This is a genomic window from Apibacter muscae (genome assembly GCF_007845595.1).
Lineage (GTDB): Bacteria > Bacteroidota > Bacteroidia > Flavobacteriales > Weeksellaceae > Apibacter > Apibacter muscae.
In genome coordinates this window covers 282,988-303,302 of the sequence record NZ_SELI01000023.1, presented here as the reverse complement: position 1 = coordinate 303,302, position 20,315 = coordinate 282,988, and the positions used below count along the sequence as shown (strand labels likewise).

The 20,315-nt window shown below is 29.1% G+C and carries 19 protein-coding genes; 14 read left to right on the top strand and 5 right to left on the bottom strand.

Translation table 11 applies throughout. From position 1 onward, the window contains the following. The first annotated feature begins 84 nt into the window (after positions 1-84). Complete coding sequence (locus tag ETU10_RS10135; RefSeq protein ID WP_146311987.1) at positions 85-711, top strand: DUF937 domain-containing protein; 627 nt, start codon at positions 85-87, stop codon at positions 709-711. 45 nt (positions 712-756) lie between these two features. On the opposite strand, the gene ETU10_RS10130 is transcribed toward ETU10_RS10135, so the two are convergent. The 3 genes from ETU10_RS10130 to porX form a co-directional block, all read right to left on the bottom strand. Beyond that, positions 757-1,404 carry a protein-L-isoaspartate(D-aspartate) O-methyltransferase gene (locus ETU10_RS10130; RefSeq protein ID WP_146262866.1) on the bottom strand — a complete coding sequence of 216 codons (648 nt, stop codon included), beginning with the start codon at positions 1,402-1,404 and terminating at the stop codon, positions 757-759. Positions 1,405-1,420: 16 nt separating this feature from the next. Beyond that, entirely contained in the window at positions 1,421-2,326 is a 906-nt protein-coding gene (locus ETU10_RS10125; RefSeq protein ID WP_146311985.1) for an EamA family transporter, read from the bottom strand. Between the two features lie 85 nt (positions 2,327-2,411). Further along, entirely contained in the window at positions 2,412-3,953 is a 1,542-nt protein-coding gene (gene porX, locus ETU10_RS10120; RefSeq protein WP_146311983.1) for a T9SS response regulator signal transducer PorX, read from the bottom strand. A 60-nt stretch (positions 3,954-4,013) separates the two neighbouring features. On the opposite strand from porX, the gene ETU10_RS10115 reads away from it, so the two are divergent. The 10 genes from ETU10_RS10115 to ETU10_RS10070 all read left to right on the top strand — a co-directional run bounded on the left by ETU10_RS10115 (position 4,014) and on the right by ETU10_RS10070 (position 12,893). Further along, positions 4,014-5,240, top strand: a complete 1,227-nt coding sequence (locus tag ETU10_RS10115) for an HD domain-containing protein (RefSeq protein WP_185145092.1) — start codon at positions 4,014-4,016, stop codon at positions 5,238-5,240. A gap of 52 nt (positions 5,241-5,292) precedes the next feature. After that, positions 5,293-6,315, top strand: coding sequence for a UDP-3-O-(3-hydroxymyristoyl)glucosamine N-acyltransferase (gene lpxD / locus ETU10_RS10110; RefSeq protein WP_146311981.1), 1,023 nt, complete (start codon positions 5,293-5,295; stop codon positions 6,313-6,315). 18 nt (positions 6,316-6,333) lie between these two features. Next, entirely contained in the window at positions 6,334-7,728 is a 1,395-nt protein-coding gene (locus ETU10_RS10105) for a bifunctional UDP-3-O-[3-hydroxymyristoyl] N-acetylglucosamine deacetylase/3-hydroxyacyl-ACP dehydratase (protein WP_146311979.1), read from the top strand. 1 nt (position 7,729) lies between these two features. Further along, positions 7,730-8,527 (top strand): acyl-ACP--UDP-N-acetylglucosamine O-acyltransferase, encoded by a 798-nt coding sequence (gene lpxA / locus ETU10_RS10100; protein ID WP_146311977.1) that lies wholly within the window; start codon positions 7,730-7,732, stop codon positions 8,525-8,527. A gap of 20 nt (positions 8,528-8,547) precedes the next feature. Further along, complete coding sequence (gene efp, locus ETU10_RS10095) at positions 8,548-9,111, top strand: elongation factor P (protein ID WP_146262872.1); 564 nt, start codon at positions 8,548-8,550, stop codon at positions 9,109-9,111. Between the two features lie 26 nt (positions 9,112-9,137). Continuing rightward, positions 9,138-10,049, top strand: coding sequence for a UDP-3-O-(3-hydroxymyristoyl)glucosamine N-acyltransferase (locus tag ETU10_RS10090; protein ID WP_146311975.1), 912 nt, complete (start codon positions 9,138-9,140; stop codon positions 10,047-10,049). 46 nt (positions 10,050-10,095) lie between these two features. Then, positions 10,096-10,968: a succinate--CoA ligase subunit alpha gene (gene sucD / locus ETU10_RS10085; protein WP_146311973.1), complete on the top strand. Its 873-nt coding sequence runs from the start codon at positions 10,096-10,098 to the stop codon at positions 10,966-10,968. Between the two features lie 25 nt (positions 10,969-10,993). Continuing rightward, entirely contained in the window at positions 10,994-11,578 is a 585-nt protein-coding gene (locus ETU10_RS10080; protein ID WP_146262875.1) for a porin family protein, read from the top strand. 82 nt (positions 11,579-11,660) lie between these two features. Beyond that, on the top strand, positions 11,661-12,266 hold the full coding sequence (locus tag ETU10_RS10075; protein WP_146311971.1) for a J domain-containing protein: 606 nt from the start codon (positions 11,661-11,663) through the stop codon (positions 12,264-12,266). A 54-nt stretch (positions 12,267-12,320) separates the two neighbouring features. Further along, the gene (locus ETU10_RS10070; RefSeq protein ID WP_146311968.1) at positions 12,321-12,893 is read left to right on the top strand and encodes a hypothetical protein; all 573 of its coding nucleotides are present in this window, start codon (positions 12,321-12,323) and stop codon (positions 12,891-12,893) included. 74 nt (positions 12,894-12,967) lie between these two features. Here ETU10_RS10070 and ETU10_RS10065 read toward each other — a convergent pair whose 3' ends face one another. Beyond that, positions 12,968-14,725 (bottom strand): AMP-dependent synthetase/ligase, encoded by a 1,758-nt coding sequence (locus ETU10_RS10065; protein WP_146311966.1) that lies wholly within the window; start codon positions 14,723-14,725, stop codon positions 12,968-12,970. A 248-nt stretch (positions 14,726-14,973) separates the two neighbouring features. On the opposite strand from ETU10_RS10065, the gene ETU10_RS10060 reads away from it, so the two are divergent. The 3 genes from ETU10_RS10060 to ETU10_RS10050 all read left to right on the top strand — a co-directional run bounded on the left by ETU10_RS10060 (position 14,974) and on the right by ETU10_RS10050 (position 18,251). After that, complete coding sequence (locus ETU10_RS10060; protein ID WP_146311965.1) at positions 14,974-16,488, top strand: GH3 auxin-responsive promoter family protein; 1,515 nt, start codon at positions 14,974-14,976, stop codon at positions 16,486-16,488. 158 nt (positions 16,489-16,646) lie between these two features. Next, complete coding sequence (locus ETU10_RS10055) at positions 16,647-17,126, top strand: copper resistance protein NlpE (protein ID WP_146311963.1); 480 nt, start codon at positions 16,647-16,649, stop codon at positions 17,124-17,126. Positions 17,127-17,246: 120 nt separating this feature from the next. Further along, a complete protein-coding gene (locus ETU10_RS10050) occupies positions 17,247-18,251 on the top strand; it encodes a cation diffusion facilitator family transporter (RefSeq protein ID WP_146311961.1) in 1,005 nt (334 codons plus the stop codon). Between the two features lie 581 nt (positions 18,252-18,832). Here the strand turns inward: ETU10_RS10050 and ETU10_RS10045 are convergent. Further along, positions 18,833-20,179, bottom strand: coding sequence for an MATE family efflux transporter (locus tag ETU10_RS10045; RefSeq protein WP_146293554.1), 1,347 nt, complete (start codon positions 20,177-20,179; stop codon positions 18,833-18,835). Positions 20,180-20,315 lie beyond the last annotated feature (136 nt).

Below are 20,315 nucleotides of genomic sequence, written 5' to 3'. Positions count from 1 at the left end.
AACATGTAATATGTTTTAAATAAAGGTTTACATTTAAATTAATTATAAAATATTATATTAGCCTAAATTACAATTTATTTTATAATGGAAAACATTTTAAATTTACTTACAAGTGGCTTAGGAAGTCAAATCATCAATGGAATTAGTGAGAAAACAAATACTTCAGTTGAGCAAACATCATCGGTAGTTTCATCAGCAATCCCAGCTTTATTAGGGGCTTTACAGAATAATGCATCTACTGAAGATGGAGCCCAAGGAATTTTAAATGCTGTAACTTCTAAACACGATGGTAGTATACTTGATAATATTTCTGGCTTTTTAGGGAATGGAGGAAATGAGCAAGAAGGTAAGGGGATTCTAGGAAATATATTTGGAAATCAATTAGGAGATATTCAAAATGGAATTAGTCAGAAGACAGGAGTTTCTGCAAGCAGTGTAGGTAGTATATTAAGCTTATTAGCTCCTATAATTATGGGATATTTAGGAAAACAAGCACAATCCTCAAATATATCTGATGGAGGGGGGATTTCCAATCTGTTATCCAGTCTTTTAGGGGGGAATTCAGGAAGTAGCATTTTGTCAAGTATACTAGATCAAAATGGAGATGGAAAATTAGGTTTAGATGATTTAGCAGGTTTAGTTTCTGGGAATAAAAGTTCAAAGGGAAATGGACTTTTGGGTAATTTATTAGGCAAATTTTTAGGCAAATAAATCTTTTCAATAAAGAACTATAAAAATAAGATAAAAACTGAATTTTTATAGTTCTTTATTTTCGAGCATAGGAACAAATTGGTAATCACCAAATTCCATAGTTTCGAAGGTATTGATATCTAATTTTAAAATTGTATACATTTTTTGAGCTTCATCTCCAATAGGAATAACCATTATTCCTCCTATGGCTAACTGTTGTAATAGCATTTTAGGGACATTTGGAGCACCAGCAGTTACAATAATTTTATCAAAAGGAGCAAAAGAAGAAATTCCTTGGTATCCATCTCCAAAAGTTTGATATTTTGGAGGGAAATGAATTTTTTTTAAGATTTTTTTTGAAAATTCAAACAATTCCTTTTGCCTTTCAATAGTAAATACTTGTGCTCCTAATGCAACTAGAACAGCTGTTTGATAGCCGGAGCCAGTTCCAATTTCAAGTATTTTTTCACCGCGTTGAACATGTAAAAGCTGTGTTTGAAAAGCTACTGTATATGGATGCGAAATTGTTTGACCGGAAAGAATGGGAAAAGCCTTATCTTCATAAGCTAAATCCTCAAATATTGAATCTATAAATAAATGCCGAGGAACCTGATTCATGGCCTCTAAAACCATTTCATCACCAATTCCTTTTGATCTAAGTAGTTGAATGAGCTTATTTCTTTTTCCTTTGTGCTTGAGTGTATCTAAAGCCATATTTAATAATGCAGGATTATAATTTAGTGTTTTTTGGTAATAAAAAACTTAGATTTAACAAAACGATTGAAATTAATATGAGTACAATACCTATCCATTGTAGAAAATACACATTTTCATTCAAAATAAATTTTGCCATTAAGACAGATATGGGTAACTCTAATGAGGCTAGAATACTTCCTATACCAATACCTACTACAGGCATCCCTTTAGTAAATAATATAGTGGGTAAAATTGCTCCAAATAAAGCACAGATAATTCCCCATTGGTAAAATATTGTAAAATTGAAAGTTCCTTGTAGAATACTTTTTCCCCAAATTAAAGATACTAGTATAGTTGAACCCATAAATAAATAAACAGAACGTAGAATAGGTGACATTTGCGTTCCAATTTTATTGGAGGAATACATGGAACAAGTGTAAGATATTGCTGCTAATATACCAAATGATAAACCTATAGGATTAAGTTTTACTTGATTATCATTAATTAAATTAGTGGCTAAAACCGTACCTATTAGAATAAGAAAAATTGAAATAATTTCAATCAAAGAAGGTTTTTTTTTATTAACAATAAAATCTATGAAAGCCCCCATCCAAACAGCTTGCATTAGCAAAACGATACATATAGATACAGGAATTTTATAATGGACAGCTAGATAATAAAAGGTGCTCGTTAAACCAAAAGAAGTCCCACAAATGATAAGTTTATATTTATCCTTTGTTGAATGTTTAATTTGTTCTTTTCTATAAATTATTTTATGAATAAAAATTAAACTAATTAATCCTATAAGCATTTGTGAAATTACAACTTCTCCAGTAGTATATCCATGATTATAGGCTAAACGAACAAAGGTAGCTACCAATCCGTAAGAGGATGCTGCCAAACAAACATACAAAAGTGATTTAAGGTAACTAAGATTCATGGATTTTAAATTCGGTTGCAAAAGTAAAAAAGTATTCCAATAAATATAGAATACTTTTTGAATCGATTTTAAATTCCTAGAAAAATTATTCAAAAATGGTAATTGGCAGAATCATTTCTTCCAAGGAGATACCTCCATGCTGATAGGTATTTTTGTAATAATTAACAAAATGATTGTAATTTTTAGGATATGCGAAAAACTTATTTTCTTTTGCAAATATATATTTAGAATTAACATTAACTTTGGGTAAAAAATAATCTTCAGGATTAGATATTGCAAATACATCCTTTGAATCGTACTGTAAATTTTTACCTAATTTATATCTTAAATTGGTAGAAGATTCACGATCTCCAATCACTTTGCTTGGCTTTTTTACATAAATGGTCCCATGATCAGTTGTAATTATAACTTTAAATCCTTCTTCAGAGGCTAGTTGAATTGTTTTTAAAATGCTTGAATTTTCAAACCATGTATAAGTCAAAGATCTAAATGTTTTATCGTCTCTAATCAATTCATTTACAATATTATTATTAGTTTTTGCATGAGATAAAATATCAATAAAATTGTAAACGATACTTATAAAATCAAATTTTAAATTAGACTTAAACTCATCGTAAACTTTCTTTTCAAATTCTGCATTCAAGATTTTATAATATTTCAACTTAATATTTGAAAGACCTAGTCTTTGAAGCTGTATTTTTAACAATTCTTCTTCAAACTGATTTTTATGTCCTTCCTCAGTTTCTTGAGTCCAATATTGTGGGTAATTTTTTTCAATTTCTGATGGCATTAAACCAGCAAAAAAAGAATTTCTAGCGTATTGTGTAGCTGATGGTAGAATGCTAAAATACGTTTGTTCTTTAGAACTTGAAAAATATTTTTTAAATAAGGGTTCGATCATCTTCCACTGGTCGTATCGAAGATTATCTATCATTAGTAGCAAGGTTTTACTGCTATTTTTAACTACCGGATAAATAACATCTTTAAAAGCAGTATGAGATAATGTAAGTTTTGAGTTTTCGTGTAACCAGTTGTAATAATTATTTTCAATAAACTTTGCAAACAAGCTATTTGCTTCATCTTTTTGATTTTGCAAAATTTTATTCATTTCCACATCAGAAAGCTTATCAAAACGTAGTTCCCACAAAATCAATTTTTGGTAGAGCTGTATCCATTCTTCATAACTTCGTGCATACATTAGATCCATAGAAATTCTACTAAATTCTTGTTGATAACTTTTTACCGTTTGCTTTTCTATAATTTCATCACTTTTCAATATTTTTTTTAAACTCAACAAGACTTGATTAGGATTCACAGGTTTCAAAATATAATCAGTAATCTGTTCTCCAATAGCTTCTTCCATTATATCTTCAGCTTCATTTTTAGTAACCATAATTACTGGTAAGCGAGGCTTTAATTCTTTAATTCTTTGCAATGCTTCCAAACCTCCAATACCAGGCATATTTTCATCCAATAAAACGGCTTGTATCGGCTCATTTATGATAATGTCATACCCATCAGTTGCATTGTTAACCTCTAAAACTTCATATCCTTTATTCTTTAAAAATATAATATGCGGTTCTAGCATTTCAATTTCATCATCGATCCACAAAATTTTAACACTCATTAATATATTTTTTATATTTTAATCTATATTTTTGCATTGTAATTACAAAAAATATGCCCTTTGAATCAAGGCAAAAATATAAAAAAGAAAATATTTAATGATCCAGTTTTAGGATTCATTACCATTTCAGATTCTTTAATCTTAAAATTAATTGAACATCCGTACTTTCAAAGATTAAAGCGAATTTCACAGACCGGTCTCACTTATTATGTCTATCCAGGCTCCACCCACACAAGGTTTTTACATGCTTTAGGCGCGACACATCTAATGCAATTGACATTGCAGGTTTTAAAACAAAAAGGTGTTAAAATTTCTAAGGACGAGGAAAGAGCGGCATCTGTAGCTATTTTGCTTCACGATATAGGACATGGTCCTTTTTCGCATGCTTTAGAGTCAACCCTAATGGATAATATACATCATGAAAGTTTATCAATTACTTTTATGAATTTATTGAATAATGAATATAATGGTGAACTTTCTCTAGCTTTAGAAATCTTTCGTGATAAATATCCGAGAAAATTTTTTCATCAACTTATATCTAGCCAAATTGATCTAGATCGATTAGACTACCTCAAAAGGGATAGTTTTTTTACAGGAGTCTCAGAAGGTAATATAAATTCTGAGCGTATAATTACAATGATGAATGTTGTACATGATGAATTAGTAATTGATGAAAAAGGAATCTACTCTATTGAACAATATTTAACTTCGAGGTTATTTATGTATTGGCAAGTTTATTTTCATAAAACTTCTGTTACTGCTGAGGTATATTTAATTCAAGCCCTAAAAAGAGCAAAAGATTTAATTAAAGATTGTAAGAAAATACCTTCCACTTCCACACTGAGTTATTTTTTAAATAAATCAGACTTTTCTCAGTTAAATGCTGAAGATATAATGTATTTTTCTCGATTGGATGATACCGATATTATCACAGCATTGAAAGATTGGCAATTTGTAGATGATGAAATTCTAAAAATTTTAAGTCAATCAATTATTCAAAGGAAATTACCTTTCTCTCGTATTAGTTCTCATCCTAAATCAGACGAAGAGATACGTAAGTTAAAATCTAAAGTTGAAGAAAAATATAATTTAAAAGATGGAAAGTATTTTGTACATCAAAACAAGCTGAATATATTTCTCTATGAAAGAAAAACGCAAGCAATCAAACTACTTTTAAAAACTGGAGAAATAGTAAAACTTCAAGATTTAGGGAATCCGGTTTTTAATAATGAATCTAATAAAAATATTTGTAGGTATCATCTATGTTTTCCTAGAGATATATTATGAAAATTATAAAGAATTTTTATTATTTTAATAAAATGTTTACATTTGCCAAGTTATGGAATTTTCGGCTGAACAGATAGCAGATTTAGTGAATGGAATTGTAATAGGAGATCCTACCGTTATAGTTTCATACATATCTAAAATTGAGGATGGTACACCTGGTACACTTACTTTTTTAGGGGGAGAAAAATATCAAAATTATTTAAAAGATACAAAGGCATCCATTGTACTTATATCGGAAAATTTTATTCCTAAAGATACTTCTGAACTACCAACAATGATAGTAGTTAAAGATGCGTATGCTTCATTCAATCAATTGCTTAGGTATTACAATGATTTGAGAACTCATAAAACAGGAATTGAAGATCCTGTATTTATTTCGAAATCCGCAAATTTAGGTGAAAATTTATATATTGGTGCCTTTACCTATATTGGTAATAATGTAAAGATCGGAGATAATACTAAAATTTTTCCTCAAGCATACATAGGAGATAATGTTACCATAGGAGAAAATTGCTATATAGGACCTGGAGCTAAAATTTATAATGATTGTACTATAGGTAATCGTTGTGTCATTCATGCAGGGACTGTTGTAGGTGGAGATGGTTTTGGTTTTGAGCCTTTGGCGGAAGGTTATCAAAAGGTTCCACAGTTAGGAAATGTTATTATTGAAGATGATGTTGAAGTTGGATCTAATTGCACCATTGATAGAGCAACCATTGGTTCAACAATAATAAGAAAAGGGGTTAAATTGGATAACCTTATTCAAGTAGCACACAATGTTGAGATTGGAGAGCATACAGTAGTTGCAGCACAAACAGGAATTGCAGGCTCAACAAAAATTGGTAATTGGGTTATGATAGGAGGTCAAGCAGGAATTGCTGGACATTTAAAAATAGGAGATCGCGTAATTATTCAAGGTCAAAGTGGAGTAATGGCAGATGTTGAAAATCACAAAAGATTATTCGGATATCCAGCGATTGACTATCTAAAATATCAAAAAAGTTTTATTTACTTTAAGGACCTTCCGAAATTGGTTTCAAGGTTAAAGAAAATCGAAGAGAAATTAGATAAATAATAATTAACTTATTAAAGAATGTCTGAAAAGCAAAAAACACTAAAACAAGAGTTTGTACTTAAAGGCAAAGGACTTCATACTGGTAAAGAGGTCATAATGACTATAAAACCAGCGCCTGTTAACACAGGCTTTGTTTTTGTAAGAGTTGATTTAGAAGGTCAGCCTACCATTGAAGCTGATGCGGCTTATGTTACCTCAACAGAAAGAGGTACTGTTTTAGAAAAAAAAGGAGTCAAAATACATACATGTGAACATATTTTAGCAGCCTTAACAGGCATGGATCTAGATAATGTTTATATTGAACTTAATAACTCAGAACCACCAATAATGGATGGTTCTTCAAAATTTTTTGTTGAAGCCATTGAAAAAGCAGGTATTGTTGAACAAGAGGCAGTACGAGAATATTTTACCATTAAAGAAATTATTTCTTACACGGATCCAGAAACTGGTTCTGAGATAACAGCCATTCCATCAGATCATTTTGAAGTTATGACAATGGTTGATTTTGGTACCAAAGTACTGGGTACTCAAAATGCTACAATGAAGAATATTAGTGAATTTAAAGATGAGTTTTCAAATTCACGAACTTTTAGTTTTTTACATGAACTAGAAACTTTATTAGATGCTGGGCTTATTAAGGGTGGAGATATAAACAATGCTATTGTTTATGTAGATAAAGAACTTTCAGAAGAAACTTTAGAGAAGTTAAAAGCAGTTTTTAATCAGCCAGAGGTAAGTGTTAGACCCAATGGTATTTTAGATAATGTAACTCTTTACTATCCCAATGAAGCGGCAAGGCATAAGTTATTAGACGTTGTTGGAGACCTAACTTTGGTTGGAGTAAAACTAAAAGCTAAAATTATAGCAAATAAGCCTGGACATCATTCCAACACTCAATTTGCTAAAAAACTTAACAAGCTTTACAAATTATTCAAAAGGAAAAATATTCCAGAATTTAATTACGATCAGCAGCCCGTATATAATATTAACGATATAATGAGAATGCTTCCTCATCGACCTCCCTTCTTGTTGATAGATAAAATAATGGAGATTGATGATAAACATATCATAGGTATAAAAAATGTAACTATAAATGAGCCATTTTTTGTTGGGCATTTTCCAAGTGAACCAGTTATGCCTGGAGTTTTACAAATTGAAGCAATGGCCCAGACAGGTGGTATATTTGTTTTAGAAAATGTTGAAGATCCACAAAATTATTCTACATACTTGATAAAATTAGATAAAGTTAAACATAAAAAGAAGGTGGTACCTGGAGATACATTAATACTTAAAATAGATTTATTAGAGCCTATTAGAAGAGGGATTGTCCATATGCAAGGATATGGCTATTGTAACGGACAAATGGTTGTGGAGGCTGAAATGATGGCACAAGTTGTAAAAACTAAAGATTAAAATGAATCAAAAGTTATTAATATCACTTGATCCGAAAGCTAAGATTGCTGAAAATGTAACTATTGAGCCATTTACCACAATTTCCGGCGATGTACATATCGGAGAAGGTACATGGATAGGATCAAATGTTACGATCATGGATGGTGCTAGAATAGGAGAAAATTGTAAAATATTTCCAGGAACAGTGATCTCAGCACCCCCTCAAGACCTTAAATATAAAGGAGAGCAAACGATTACAGAAATTGGAAACAATACTACTATAAGAGAATGTGTAACTATAAATAGGGGTACTTTAGATAAAATGAAGACTTCAATAGGAAGTAATTGCTTAGTTATGGCTTATTCTCATATAGCTCATGATTGTACTGTAGGTGATCATTGTATATTTTCAAACAATACAACTTTAGCAGGGCATATCACAGTTGGAGATTTTGTAGTCATGGCTGGGATGACAGCAGTGCATCAATTTTGTTCAATAGGTAGTCATGCCTTTGTTACAGGTGGTTCTCTTGTTAGAAAAGATATTCCACCGTATGTAAAAGCTGCCAGAGATCCTTTATCTTATGTAGGTATAAATTCAGTAGGTTTAAGAAGAAGAGGATTTACTTCAGAAAAAATTGCGGAAATACAGAGTATTTACAGAGTAATTTTTCAAAAGAAATTAAATATATCACAAGCATTATCAGTAGTTGAAGCAGAGTTTGAAGCTACTCCAGAAAGGGATGAAATTATTCAATTTATACAGTCAAGTATGAGAGGAGTGATGAAAGGTTTTAATGCTATAAAAAATATGGATTAATAAAAAAAGTTTAGAATATTATGGCTTCAATGGGCGACATAAAAAAAGGTCTTTGTATAAATTTTAATGATGATATATTTAAAATTATTGAATTTTTACATGTTAAACCAGGTAAAGGACCTGCATTTGTTAGAACAAAAATGAAATCTTTAACCTCAGGAAAGGTAATTGAAAATACATTTTCTGCAGGTAGTAAAATTGAAGAAGTTAAAGTTATAACTAGAAAATTTCAATATTTATACGACGATGATCATGGATTTCATTTTATGAATAATGATGACTTTTCACAAATTTATATAGATAAAAATCTTATAGAAAATTCTCAGTTTATGAAAGCAGGGGAAGAAGTTATGATTATTTTAAAAGAGGAGGATGAGACTCCATTATCTGCAGAATTACCTGCAAGTGTAATAATGGAAGTTATTGAAGCGGAACCTGGGGTTAAAGGTAATACAGCTACTAACGCACAAAAAAATGCTGTTATTGAAACAGGTGCAAGAATTTTAGTTCCTTTATTTATTGAAGCTGGAGAAAGAATAAAGATTAATACGGAAGATGGTTCTTATATTGAAAGAGTAAAATAATTACTAATTTTTATTCAGCTTAATTTATGAAATTTCCTAAAATTTTTACTCTGAAAGAGATTGCCTCTATAATTAAGGCTGAATTTATAGGTGATGAAAATTTCCCTATTTACGGTACTAATGAAATACATCGAGTAAAAAAAGGAGAGATAGTTTTTGTAGATCACCCAAAATATTATGAAAAAGCATTAAATAGTAATGCAACTACAATTTTAATAAATAAAAAAGTAGATTGTCCCGAAGGAAAATCTTTACTTATTTCAGACGATCCATTTAGAGATTTCAACGCTATTAATGGTTATTTTAGAGATTTCAGTTTAAAAAATCAAATGATAGCTACTGATCTTGATATTGGTGATAACACAATTATTCAGCCAGGTGTTTTCATAGGAAATCAAGTAAAAATTGGAAAAAATTGCATAATATTCCCCAATGTTGTCATTCACGATTTTACAACTATTGGTGATAATGTAATCATTCAATCAGGGTCTGTGATAGGAGGAGATGCATTCTATTATAAAAATAGAGGATACTCCTTCGATCGTTTAAAATCAGTAGGTAACGTAATTATAAATGATAACGTTGAAATAGGCTCAAACTGCACTATTGATAGAGGAGTTACTGATTCAACAATTATAGGGGAAGGTTCAAAATTGGACAATTTAATACAAATAGGACATGATACGGTTATTGGGAAAAAATGTCTGATAGCCTCTCAAGTAGGTATAGCAGGTTGTTGTATTATAGAAGATGAGGTTACTATTTGGGGACAGGTAGGTGTAGCTTCTTCAATAACTATTAGATCTAAAGCTGTTATCTTAGCTCAATCCGGTGTTTCAAAAAATTTAGAAGGAAACAAAACTTATTTTGGATATCCGGCAGATGAAGCTAAAAGTAAATTAAAAGAATTAGCTACATTAAAAAAAATAGTCAAATAACTATATATTATTTATATATTTATTACACAAAAAAAATGAGAAAAATATGTCTGTTTTAGTTAATAAAAATTCTAAAGTAATAGTTCAGGGATTTACAGGAAAAGAAGGTACTTTCCATGCTGAACAAATGATTGAATATGGAACTAACATTGTTGGTGGAGTAACCCCAGGCAAAGGTGGGTCCGTTCATTTAAATAAGCCTGTATTTAATACTGTTAAAGAGGCTGTGGATAAAGTCCAAGCTAATACTTCAATCATATTTGTTCCTCCAGCTTTCGCATCAGATTCCATTATGGAAGCTGCAGAAGCTGGAATAAAAGTTATAGTTTGCATTACGGAAGGTATTCCCATTGAAGATATGGTGAAGGTTAAAAATTATTTAAAATCATACGATTGCACTTTAATAGGTCCCAATTGTCCGGGAGTTATTTCCGCAGAAGAGTCAAAAGTTGGAATTATGCCTGGATTTGTATTTAAAAAAGGTAGAGTAGGAATTGTATCTAAATCTGGTACACTTACTTATGAAGCAGCAGATCAAGTCGTAAAATCAGGTTACGGGGTTTCTACAGCTATAGGTATAGGTGGAGATCCAATTATTGGAACTACAACTAAAGAAGCTATAGAATTATTAATTAATGATGAGGATACGGATTGCATTGTTATGATCGGCGAGATTGGTGGTCAGCTTGAGGCTGATGCCGCCCACTGGTATAAATCTATAGGTTCTCCTAAACCTATTATTGGTTTTATTGCAGGTCAAACAGCTCCTAAAGGTAGAACTATGGGACATGCAGGTGCAATTGTTGGAGGAGAAAATGATACTGCCCAGGCTAAAATGAAAATCATGTCTGAATGTGGTATTGTTGTAGTTAATTCTCCAGCAGACATTGGTAAAACTGTGGCTAACCTCTTAAAATAAATTAGAAGAATGTTAAATTTATTATATGAAAAATTATTTTAGTAAAGTTGTTTTTTTGTTGCTTCTATTATTTATTACCCGTTTACACTCTCAAGAACAAATTAGTATAGGTATTAGAGGAACTGTTCACACAAGTAATGTTAGTGAAATACATGTTGATTCTAAAGCTCTCATCGGAGGATCATTAGGAGGTTCAGTAAAATTCCCATTGGGGTATGACAATCAATTTTATATTAATGCAGAGTTAGCCTATTCTATGCAAGGAGAAAAAGATGGTAGTATTAAATATGCTCAAAATTACGTTAATATACCCATCTATTTTAGAGCCTATTTTTCTGAAGCTGATAGTGAATTTTTCGGAGAGATAGGACCGCAAATAGGAATACTAGTTTCTCAAAAAAATAAAGAATTAGACGAAGCTTACTATGGTGATAAGCCACAAACTTTAGATTTATCCATTGGTGCTGGAATGGGATATAGTTTCTCTCGTAAGTTTGAAATATTTGCCAGATATAATTATGGACTAACAGATGTTTATAAAAAATATCAAGGACAACAAAGAACTTCAATTTTAGGATTTGGAGTAACCTATTACTTCAATTCTTATTAATCAAATATTTAAATGTATATTAGATAGAGAATTTTTTCTCTATCTTTTTTTAGATATTCCTCAAAATTAAAATTATTTCAATATGAAAGATTTATATTCCATATTAAATCTTACTCCTTCTGCTTCAAGTATTGAAATTAGAAAGTCTTATAGAACTTTAGCATTAAAATATCATCCGGATAGAAATAGGGATAATGAAGATTATAGAAAATTTTTTATTGAAATTAATGAAGCCTATCATATATTATCTAATTCTGAATTAAAAAAAAAATACGATTTAAAGTATTTTACTCAAAAAAATAAAGTAGTTACTCCAGAAATTTTTTTAAATAAGTTTATTGAAATACGTAAATTTTTAAATTCTAGAAATAGAAATAAAATAAGTAAGAAAGCATTGTATAGTGCACTTCAAAAATTATTAGATAATAGAAATTTACATTATTTGCATACAAATTGTTCACAAAATATTAAAGAGCAAATCATTAAAGAAGTGTTGGCTTGTTTAAAATATCTCTCATCCAACGATAAATTAAATATTATTAACCAGTTAATTATTCTTGCCGATTCAAAATCCAATTTAATAGACATCATTCATAGTTATATTAAATCAATGAATAGAAATATTAATTTAATGAATGTTTTAATAAATATAAAAAGACAAATAGATCAATTTTTAAATAAATCTTAACATTTTGCATATTATAATTGGTATGATCTTCGTTTGATCTTAAAAAATATTATTATGAAACATTTATTAATAGTTTTAATTACAGTCATTTATTCAATAAGTATAAATTCAATAAATGCGCAAAAAATAGCGAATCAATCGCCAACAGTCAAACGATCAGCATTGATATATGGTCCGATTTCTAAAGGGAAAATTAAAGATTTATTTTTCACCAAAGATGGCTTTAAGCTACCCAAGAAAATTTCTGAGATTAATACTATTGCTAGATATACTAGTTTTGAATCTATAAATGGTGCAGGAAATATATACACTTGGGATTTTACAAACGGATTTCAAATTAGTTCTATTTCTGAACCTGAAGGTAAGGCTGGGAATGAAGATAAAATACTTTTAGTAAGTTTTAATTATGGAGGAATAAATGATTTTGAATTATTTGATGGAATAACTTTACATAAATCGACATTGTCAGAGATTCAAAAAAATTATTCCAATCGTTTAATTAAATTTAAAACCTCTGAATTGCCTACCTATAAATTAAAAACGAATTCAGTTTATGCAACTTTTTATTTTAATAAGGATAATGTATTAACGAGTTTATCATTATCAAACTACGACCTTGAAATTTAATTTTATAAAATTTTTCTATTCAAAATTTAAATATTACAAGAATGATGAATTTATATATTTTGAAGTATAAAAATTTATTCTCCATACATGGCTTCAATGATTGAATGATACTTTTCTAAAATTACCCGTCTTTTAACTTTTAGCGTGGGAGTAATTTCGCCCGTATCAATGGAAAAATCTTCAGGTAAAATTTTGAATTTTTTTATCTGTTCATAACTAGCTAAGTTCGTTTGAATGGATTTAATTTTATTAGAGTAGAAATCAATAATTTCTTTTTTGTTTATTAAATCCTGCTTAGATTCGTAAATAATATTACTAGATTTAGCGTATTTTTCTAAATTTTCAAAATCAGGGACTAGTAGTGCAGTAACGTAAGAGCGGTTGTCACCTATAAGTACCGCTTGCTGAATAAAGTTATCGTTGGTAAGTAAGTTTTCCAATGGTTGAGGAGAAATATATTTTCCGTTGGATGTTTTCATCAAATCTTTAATCCTATCAATGATAATAAGATTGCCATCATTATCAAACTTACCGGCATCCCCAGTCTTAAACCATCCATCCTCAGTGAAAACTTTTTTAGTTTCTTCGTCATTTTTATAATAACCTTTAAATACACTATTGCCTTTAACAAGAATTTCATCGTTTTCTCCAATTTTAACATCTACGCCATTTATAGGTTTCCCAACGGTACCATATACATAATTTTGAAAAGGAAATAAAGTAACCGTAGCAGAAGTTTCTGTTAATCCATACCCAACCGTTAGGTGAAGTCCTATCGCATCAAAAAATTCAGTAATATTCGAAGTAATTGAAGCCCCACCTACAGGTATAAACCAAAGATTACCACCTAATTGATTCTTTACTTTCTTAAAAGCTAATTGGTGGGCTAAAAAGTATTTAAATCTTAGGTTGATTGGAATTGATTTTTTTAATCTTTTTAATTCAGAAACTTGCTTTCCAATACCAATAGACCATTTAAAAAAGTTTTGTGCTAAGTTAGAGCTACTTTGAATTTTTTCGTGAATAGTATTGTAAACTTTCTGAAAAAGTCTAGGAACTGAACACATAGCCGTAGGTTTAACTTCCTTTAAATAATTAATTATTTCTTTAGGATTCTCGCAAAAACTTAATTGTCCTCCCGAATATAAAACAAATGAACTCCAACCTTTTTCAAAAATATGACTGAGTGGAAGAAACACTAATGAATTTTCATTGTAAAAATCGTATTCAAAAAAATCCTGATGAGATTTACATATGGTATAAAAATTACCATGAGTAAGCATAACACCTTTGGAAATTCCTGTTGTACCAGAAGTATATATAATAGATGCTGTATCGTCCTCATTTTTATTATAAACTTTAAAATCAACCGATTCATTTTTTATAATGGAATTAAAATGATAGGAATCATTGGTTTTAAGTTCTAAAGAATCTTTGGCTAAAATAATATGCTTAATTAAATCTTTTTTATCTTGAATCTTCAGGATTATATCATATTGTTTTTGATTTCCTACTAGTATAAATTTTACATTAGCATCAGTAATAATATGCTTCACTTGATCTTCCGGCAATGTGGCAAAAATAGGAACTGTTGTTGCACCTAAGGACAATATAGCAAAATTCATAATCACCCACTGGGGCATATTATCTGCGTATATAGCTATATTATCTTGAGGGGTGGCTCCCAGCTTAGATAACGCATTTGCGGTTTGCAATACTAAGTCATGAAATTCTTTCCATGAATAACTCTTCCAAACACCATCTTCTTTATAATTTAAGGCTTTTTTTGAATTAAGTTTTTGATTCTCTAAAATCGAATGTACAAAGTTCATTGTTTAAATATTTAAAACCTGTATCAAAGTTTTTATAAATTACTATTTAGATGGATTTATGTTGAAACACAAAAGTTTACAAAAATAAATATCTAAAGACCCATTTATGAATCCCTAATAAATACAGTACAACGCTTACAAAAATAAGAATAATAATTTAGGATAAGCTTAATATAGTTGAAGAAAGAAAATTTTTTGTTGATTCAGTTTTATGCTTACTTTTATAAATCAATAACAAAAGTTAAAATATGAAGGGGATAACTAATTCTTTAATTCAATGGTATGTTCGTAAAAGAGTAAAGCAAATGCAGTTTTTTTTTGAAAATCCCATTGATATTCAAAAGAATGTATTATCTAAATTATTAAAAGCTGCTAAAGATACCGAATACGGAAAAAAATATAAGTTTAATGATATTATCTCCTATAGAGAATTCAAAGATCAAGTTCCTTTAGTTTATTACGAAGATTTTGAACCGTATATAACTCGTTCAAGAAAAGGTGAAAAGAATTTAATTTGGCCGGGAAGTATTGAGTGGTATGCTAAATCCTCAGGAACAACAAACGCAAAGAGTAAGTTTATACCTATCACTAAAAGCAGTTTAAACGATTGCCACTACAAAGCAGGGAAAGATTTATTTTCCATTTACGCCTACAATAATCCCGAAACTAAAATTTTTAATTGTAAAAATTTACGTTTAGGAGGAACTCGGGAAGACTATGAAGGCTTTAATTCTAAATACGGAGATTTATCTGCTGTTCTTATAGACAACTTACCCTTTTGGGCAGAATGGAAAAGTACACCTAATAAACAAGTTTCCTTATTAAAAGATTGGGAGATTAAAATGCCAGCAATTATTAATCAAGTTGTTAATCAAAATGTAGGAAGTCTTACAGGGGTACCTTCTTGGATGATGATTTTACTTAGGAATATTTTGGAAAACAATCATATTAAATATATAGATGAAATATGGCCCAATCTAGAATGTTTTTTCCATGGTGGTATAAGTTTTACTCCCTATGTGGAGCAGTATAAAAATATTTTAAAAAAATCTATTAATTATTACGAAATCTATAATGCTTCTGAGGGATATTTTGCAATGCAAGATACCAATTCATCGAAGGATATGATATTAATGTTGGATTATGGAATTTTTTATGAATTTATCCCTATGGATGAATTTTATTCTGAAAATCCTACAATCGTATGCTTAGAAGATGTTCAATTAAATATAAATTATGCATTGGTTATTTCAACTAATGGAGGTCTTTGGCGTTATATTATAGGGGACACGGTTCGCTTTGTTTCTAAAAAACCTTATAGAATAAAAGTAACAGGAAGAACTAAATTTTATATCAATGCATTTGGAGAAGAATTAATGGTTGAAAATGCAGAACAAGCGCTAAAAGTAGCTCAAGAAAAAACTAAAGCTATTATTTCTGAATATACAGCCGGACCTGTTTTTATGGATGGTAAAGAAAAAGGAGCACATGAATGGATTATAGAGTTTGAGTGTCAACCAGATTCAATGGAAGAATTTACAAGAATATTAGATTTAGAGTTACAAAAATTAAACTCTGACTATGAAGCCAAACGATATAATAATATGACATTAAATCCACCTAAAGTACATTCTGCAAAAAAGAATCTGTTTTATGAATGGATGAAACTAAGAGGAAAGTTAGGAGGACAAAATAAAATTCCACGTTTAGCTAATGATCGAGAATATTTAAATGCTTTGTTAGAAATGAATAATGAGCTATAACAATTTGTAATAATACTTTTGCAAAGACTTTTATAATAAATAAATTATAAATATGAAAATACAATACTATTAATTGTTTAATTTAAAGTATAAAAATTGATTAAGCTTGTCGGCACTATTTTTGTTTAAATTTCTTGACTCAAAATTTAATTAATTATATGTTAAAAAAGATTTTCATACTATCATTGTTTTCGTTAACACTTTTAAACTGTACTAAAAAAAACTCAGAAACTTTAGTTCCTAAAGAAAATAGCAATTCTATAGATTCAATTAAAGTAAATAATAATGAATCACCAATAATTGATAACAGTACTCCACAAAATTCCCTAGATTATTTAGGGATTTATGAAGGGATTATACCTTGTGCTGATTGTGAGGGAATAAAAGTAACAGTTGAATTAAAAGAGGGAAATCAGTTTATTTTCACTTCGGATTATTTAGGAGAGAAAGATAAGAGTAAACCTACCGTTATCGAAGGTAATTATACATGGAATAACAATGGAACAATCATTACAATAGTTCAGAATAGTACAAAACAATCATTTAAAGTTCAAGAAGATAGATTGGTATGGCTGGATCAAGAAGGCAATGAAATAACAGGGGATATTTCTGCTCATTATATCCTAAAAAAACAATAATTTAAAAAAAGTTTATAAAAAAAGCTATCACGATCTAAGTGATAGTTTTTTTATTTATTTTTATTTCAATGGTAATTATACTAAAAAAAGTATATTTGTTTTCTATATTAAATTTTGTAAATGAATTCCGTTGCTAAGGAAAATTATTCTTTTCAAAAATCTATTGTAATTATAGGTGTAATTTTATTTGTTATAAAATTAGCAGCATGGTTTTTTACAAGATCTGTGGCAATATTGACTGATGCTTTAGAAAGCACAATCAATGTAATTGCAGGTTTATTTTCTCTCTACAGTTTATACATATCTGGAAAACCTAAAGATCGAGATCATCCTTATGGACATGGAAAGATTGAGTTTATTTCAGCAGGTATAGAAGGAGGGCTAATTACAATTGCAGGAATTATAATCATCTATGAATCAGTAAAAAATATTTTATATCCAAATACTATTTCCAAATTAGATTATGGAATTGTTCTAATTGCAGTCACAGGGATAGCCAATTATGTATTAGGAGAATTAGCGATTCGAAAAGGAAAAAAAAATAATTCATTAGCACTTGTTTCTGGTGGAGAACACTTGAAATCTGATACTTACTCAACGATAGGTTTAGTACTAGGATTAATAATTATCTACTTTACTCATATATATTGGTTGGATAGTATAATAGCTTTAATTTTTTCGGGTATAATTATTTTCACAGGAGTAAAGATTATTAGAAAATCTCTTGCCGGAATTATGGATGAAGCAGATCAAGAGCTTATTAAAAAATTGGTTTGTACTTTAGAAGAAAATAGAAATCCAAATTGGATAGATATTCATAACGTACGATTTATAAAATATGGTAGTAGCTTACATCTAGATTGCCACCTTACTATGCCATGGTTTTTTAATATAAAAGAAACCAAAAGAGAATCTGATAAACTTGAAAAAATTATTCAAGATAATTTTGGGAATAGTTTTGAAATGTTTGTTTATGTAGAAGGTTGCGAAGATTTTTCATGTAAAATCTGCAAAAAAAAAGAATGTCCATATAGAAAACACTTTTTTGAAAAAGAAATAACATGGACGGTGGATAATATTGAAATAGATAAACATCATGCCTTAAAATCTTCAACCCATGAATAACACTATGAAATATTTAAAAATTGAAAAAAAAATATTCAGTTCTCTAGGAAGATTAGGTTATATAATAATTTTTCTTTCTATACTACTCTTTATTATGTTTGTTATTGACTTTTTGCTACATTCATTTGTTGACAATTATTTTACCTCTAAGTTTCTATTTACAGGAGAAATATCTTTGAAAGATTGGTTTCATTTAATGAAAATTAGTTATTCTCTACCAATATTTAAATTTGTGCTTTTTGGAATAATTTTTCTTTTATTAGGAATATTCAGGACAAATAAATTAAAAAATTTACTTGCCTGAAATTTAATCTTTGATGTAGCTTATTACCTAATTTATTTAACATGGAAGCCTTTAAAGTTTTTGATTTTAATCCTATAAAAAGTGTCATTAATTATATAAATTTACTAATAGGTTTTTAAATCTATCATCTCATTACAATTGAATAATATTCCTAGTATTTTAAATTTCCAATAGCTGAATTTTAATTAAAAATTTAAAAACTTCATATTTTTTGAAAGTTTAAAGTTTTAATTTCGCTAGAGCATATCAAGAATGAATATTTAAAAATTTTTAATAATCAAAAGTCGGAATTTTTACGAGTTAATGTATTGAATCTTAATAATAAAAGTATGGAGGCAAATATTAGCCCCAAACATAATCCTATCCACATACCAAAAGCACCCATTTTTTTTTCTATACATAAGTAATAGCCAATAGGAATAGCAATAATAATGTAAGCAATAAAACAAATTATGGTTGGTATTTTAACATCTCTCATTCCTCTTAATGCACCAAGCATTACAACCTGAATGCCATCAAAAATTTGAAATATGGCAGCTATAATTATTAAATGAGAGGCTAATTTTATTACTTCTACCTGTTCTTTTTTGAAGTAGATTAGAGGTATATAGTTCCTGAAAGTTACAAATATAATACCTGCAAATGTCATAAAGGCGATTACCAAATACAAATTGGTAAGACCTGCTTTTCTTAAATCAATTCTATTCTTAAGACCATAAAAACCAGCCACACGTACAGTAGCAGCTATTCCAAAGCCCATACAAATTTGGAATGTCATAGAAGCTAAATTAGTAGTTACCGAATGGGCAGAGGTATCTAAATATTTATTAATGCCAGCCCCTGCAATAAATGCTGATATAGCAAAAGAACAAATTTCAAATAAAGATTGTAAAGAGGAGGGAAGACCAATGGAAATTAATTTTCTATAATAAACAGCCTTTAAAGATTTCCATTGAATCATATTTAAATAAAAAGCTGATTTTTTATTTATATGCAATACGGTTATTATTATTAGCATCATTAATATTCTAGCAATTAAAGTAGCCATTGCAGAACCCTCTACTCCCATATTAGGAAGACCCCATTTGCCATAAATCAATCCAAAATTTAAAATTATATTAGTTATGTTTGAAATAATTGTAGCAATGGTAACAAGAATAGTCATGGATATACCTTCTGAGAATTGTCTATATGACTGGAAGATCATTAATGGTAATAAACTATATGCACTTATATTTAAAAAACGAATGGCGTCAGGAATAACTGATGGGTCTTGTTTGGTGTAATACAATAAAGGAGAACCTATTTCTAATATTGCGATACTAATTAATGCAAGTAACACATTCATTGTAAAACCATGAGTAAAAATTCTACCTACTCTTTCATTATTGCCTCTAGCCACGGAAGAAGATATTAAAGGAGACATCGAGAATGAAAATCCTAATAAAAATACTAAAAAAACAATAAAAACACTAGTAGCTAGAGAAGCTGAAGCTACCGCTTTTTCACCAAGTCCGGCAATGATAATAATATCAATAAAATTTACAGATACTTGTCCTAGTTGAGTAATTAATACAGGAATGGCTAATTTAGAATTAGCTTTAAAATGTTCTTTAATTGTCATATATAAAAATTGCAATCGGCAAAGATACTAATTCTAAAATTGGAACAATATTTTTTTGTATTTCAATTTACGAACTATTAATAAATTTTAATTTTTTATAGGATATTTTAAAACATCCAGCTTAAAAAAATAAAAC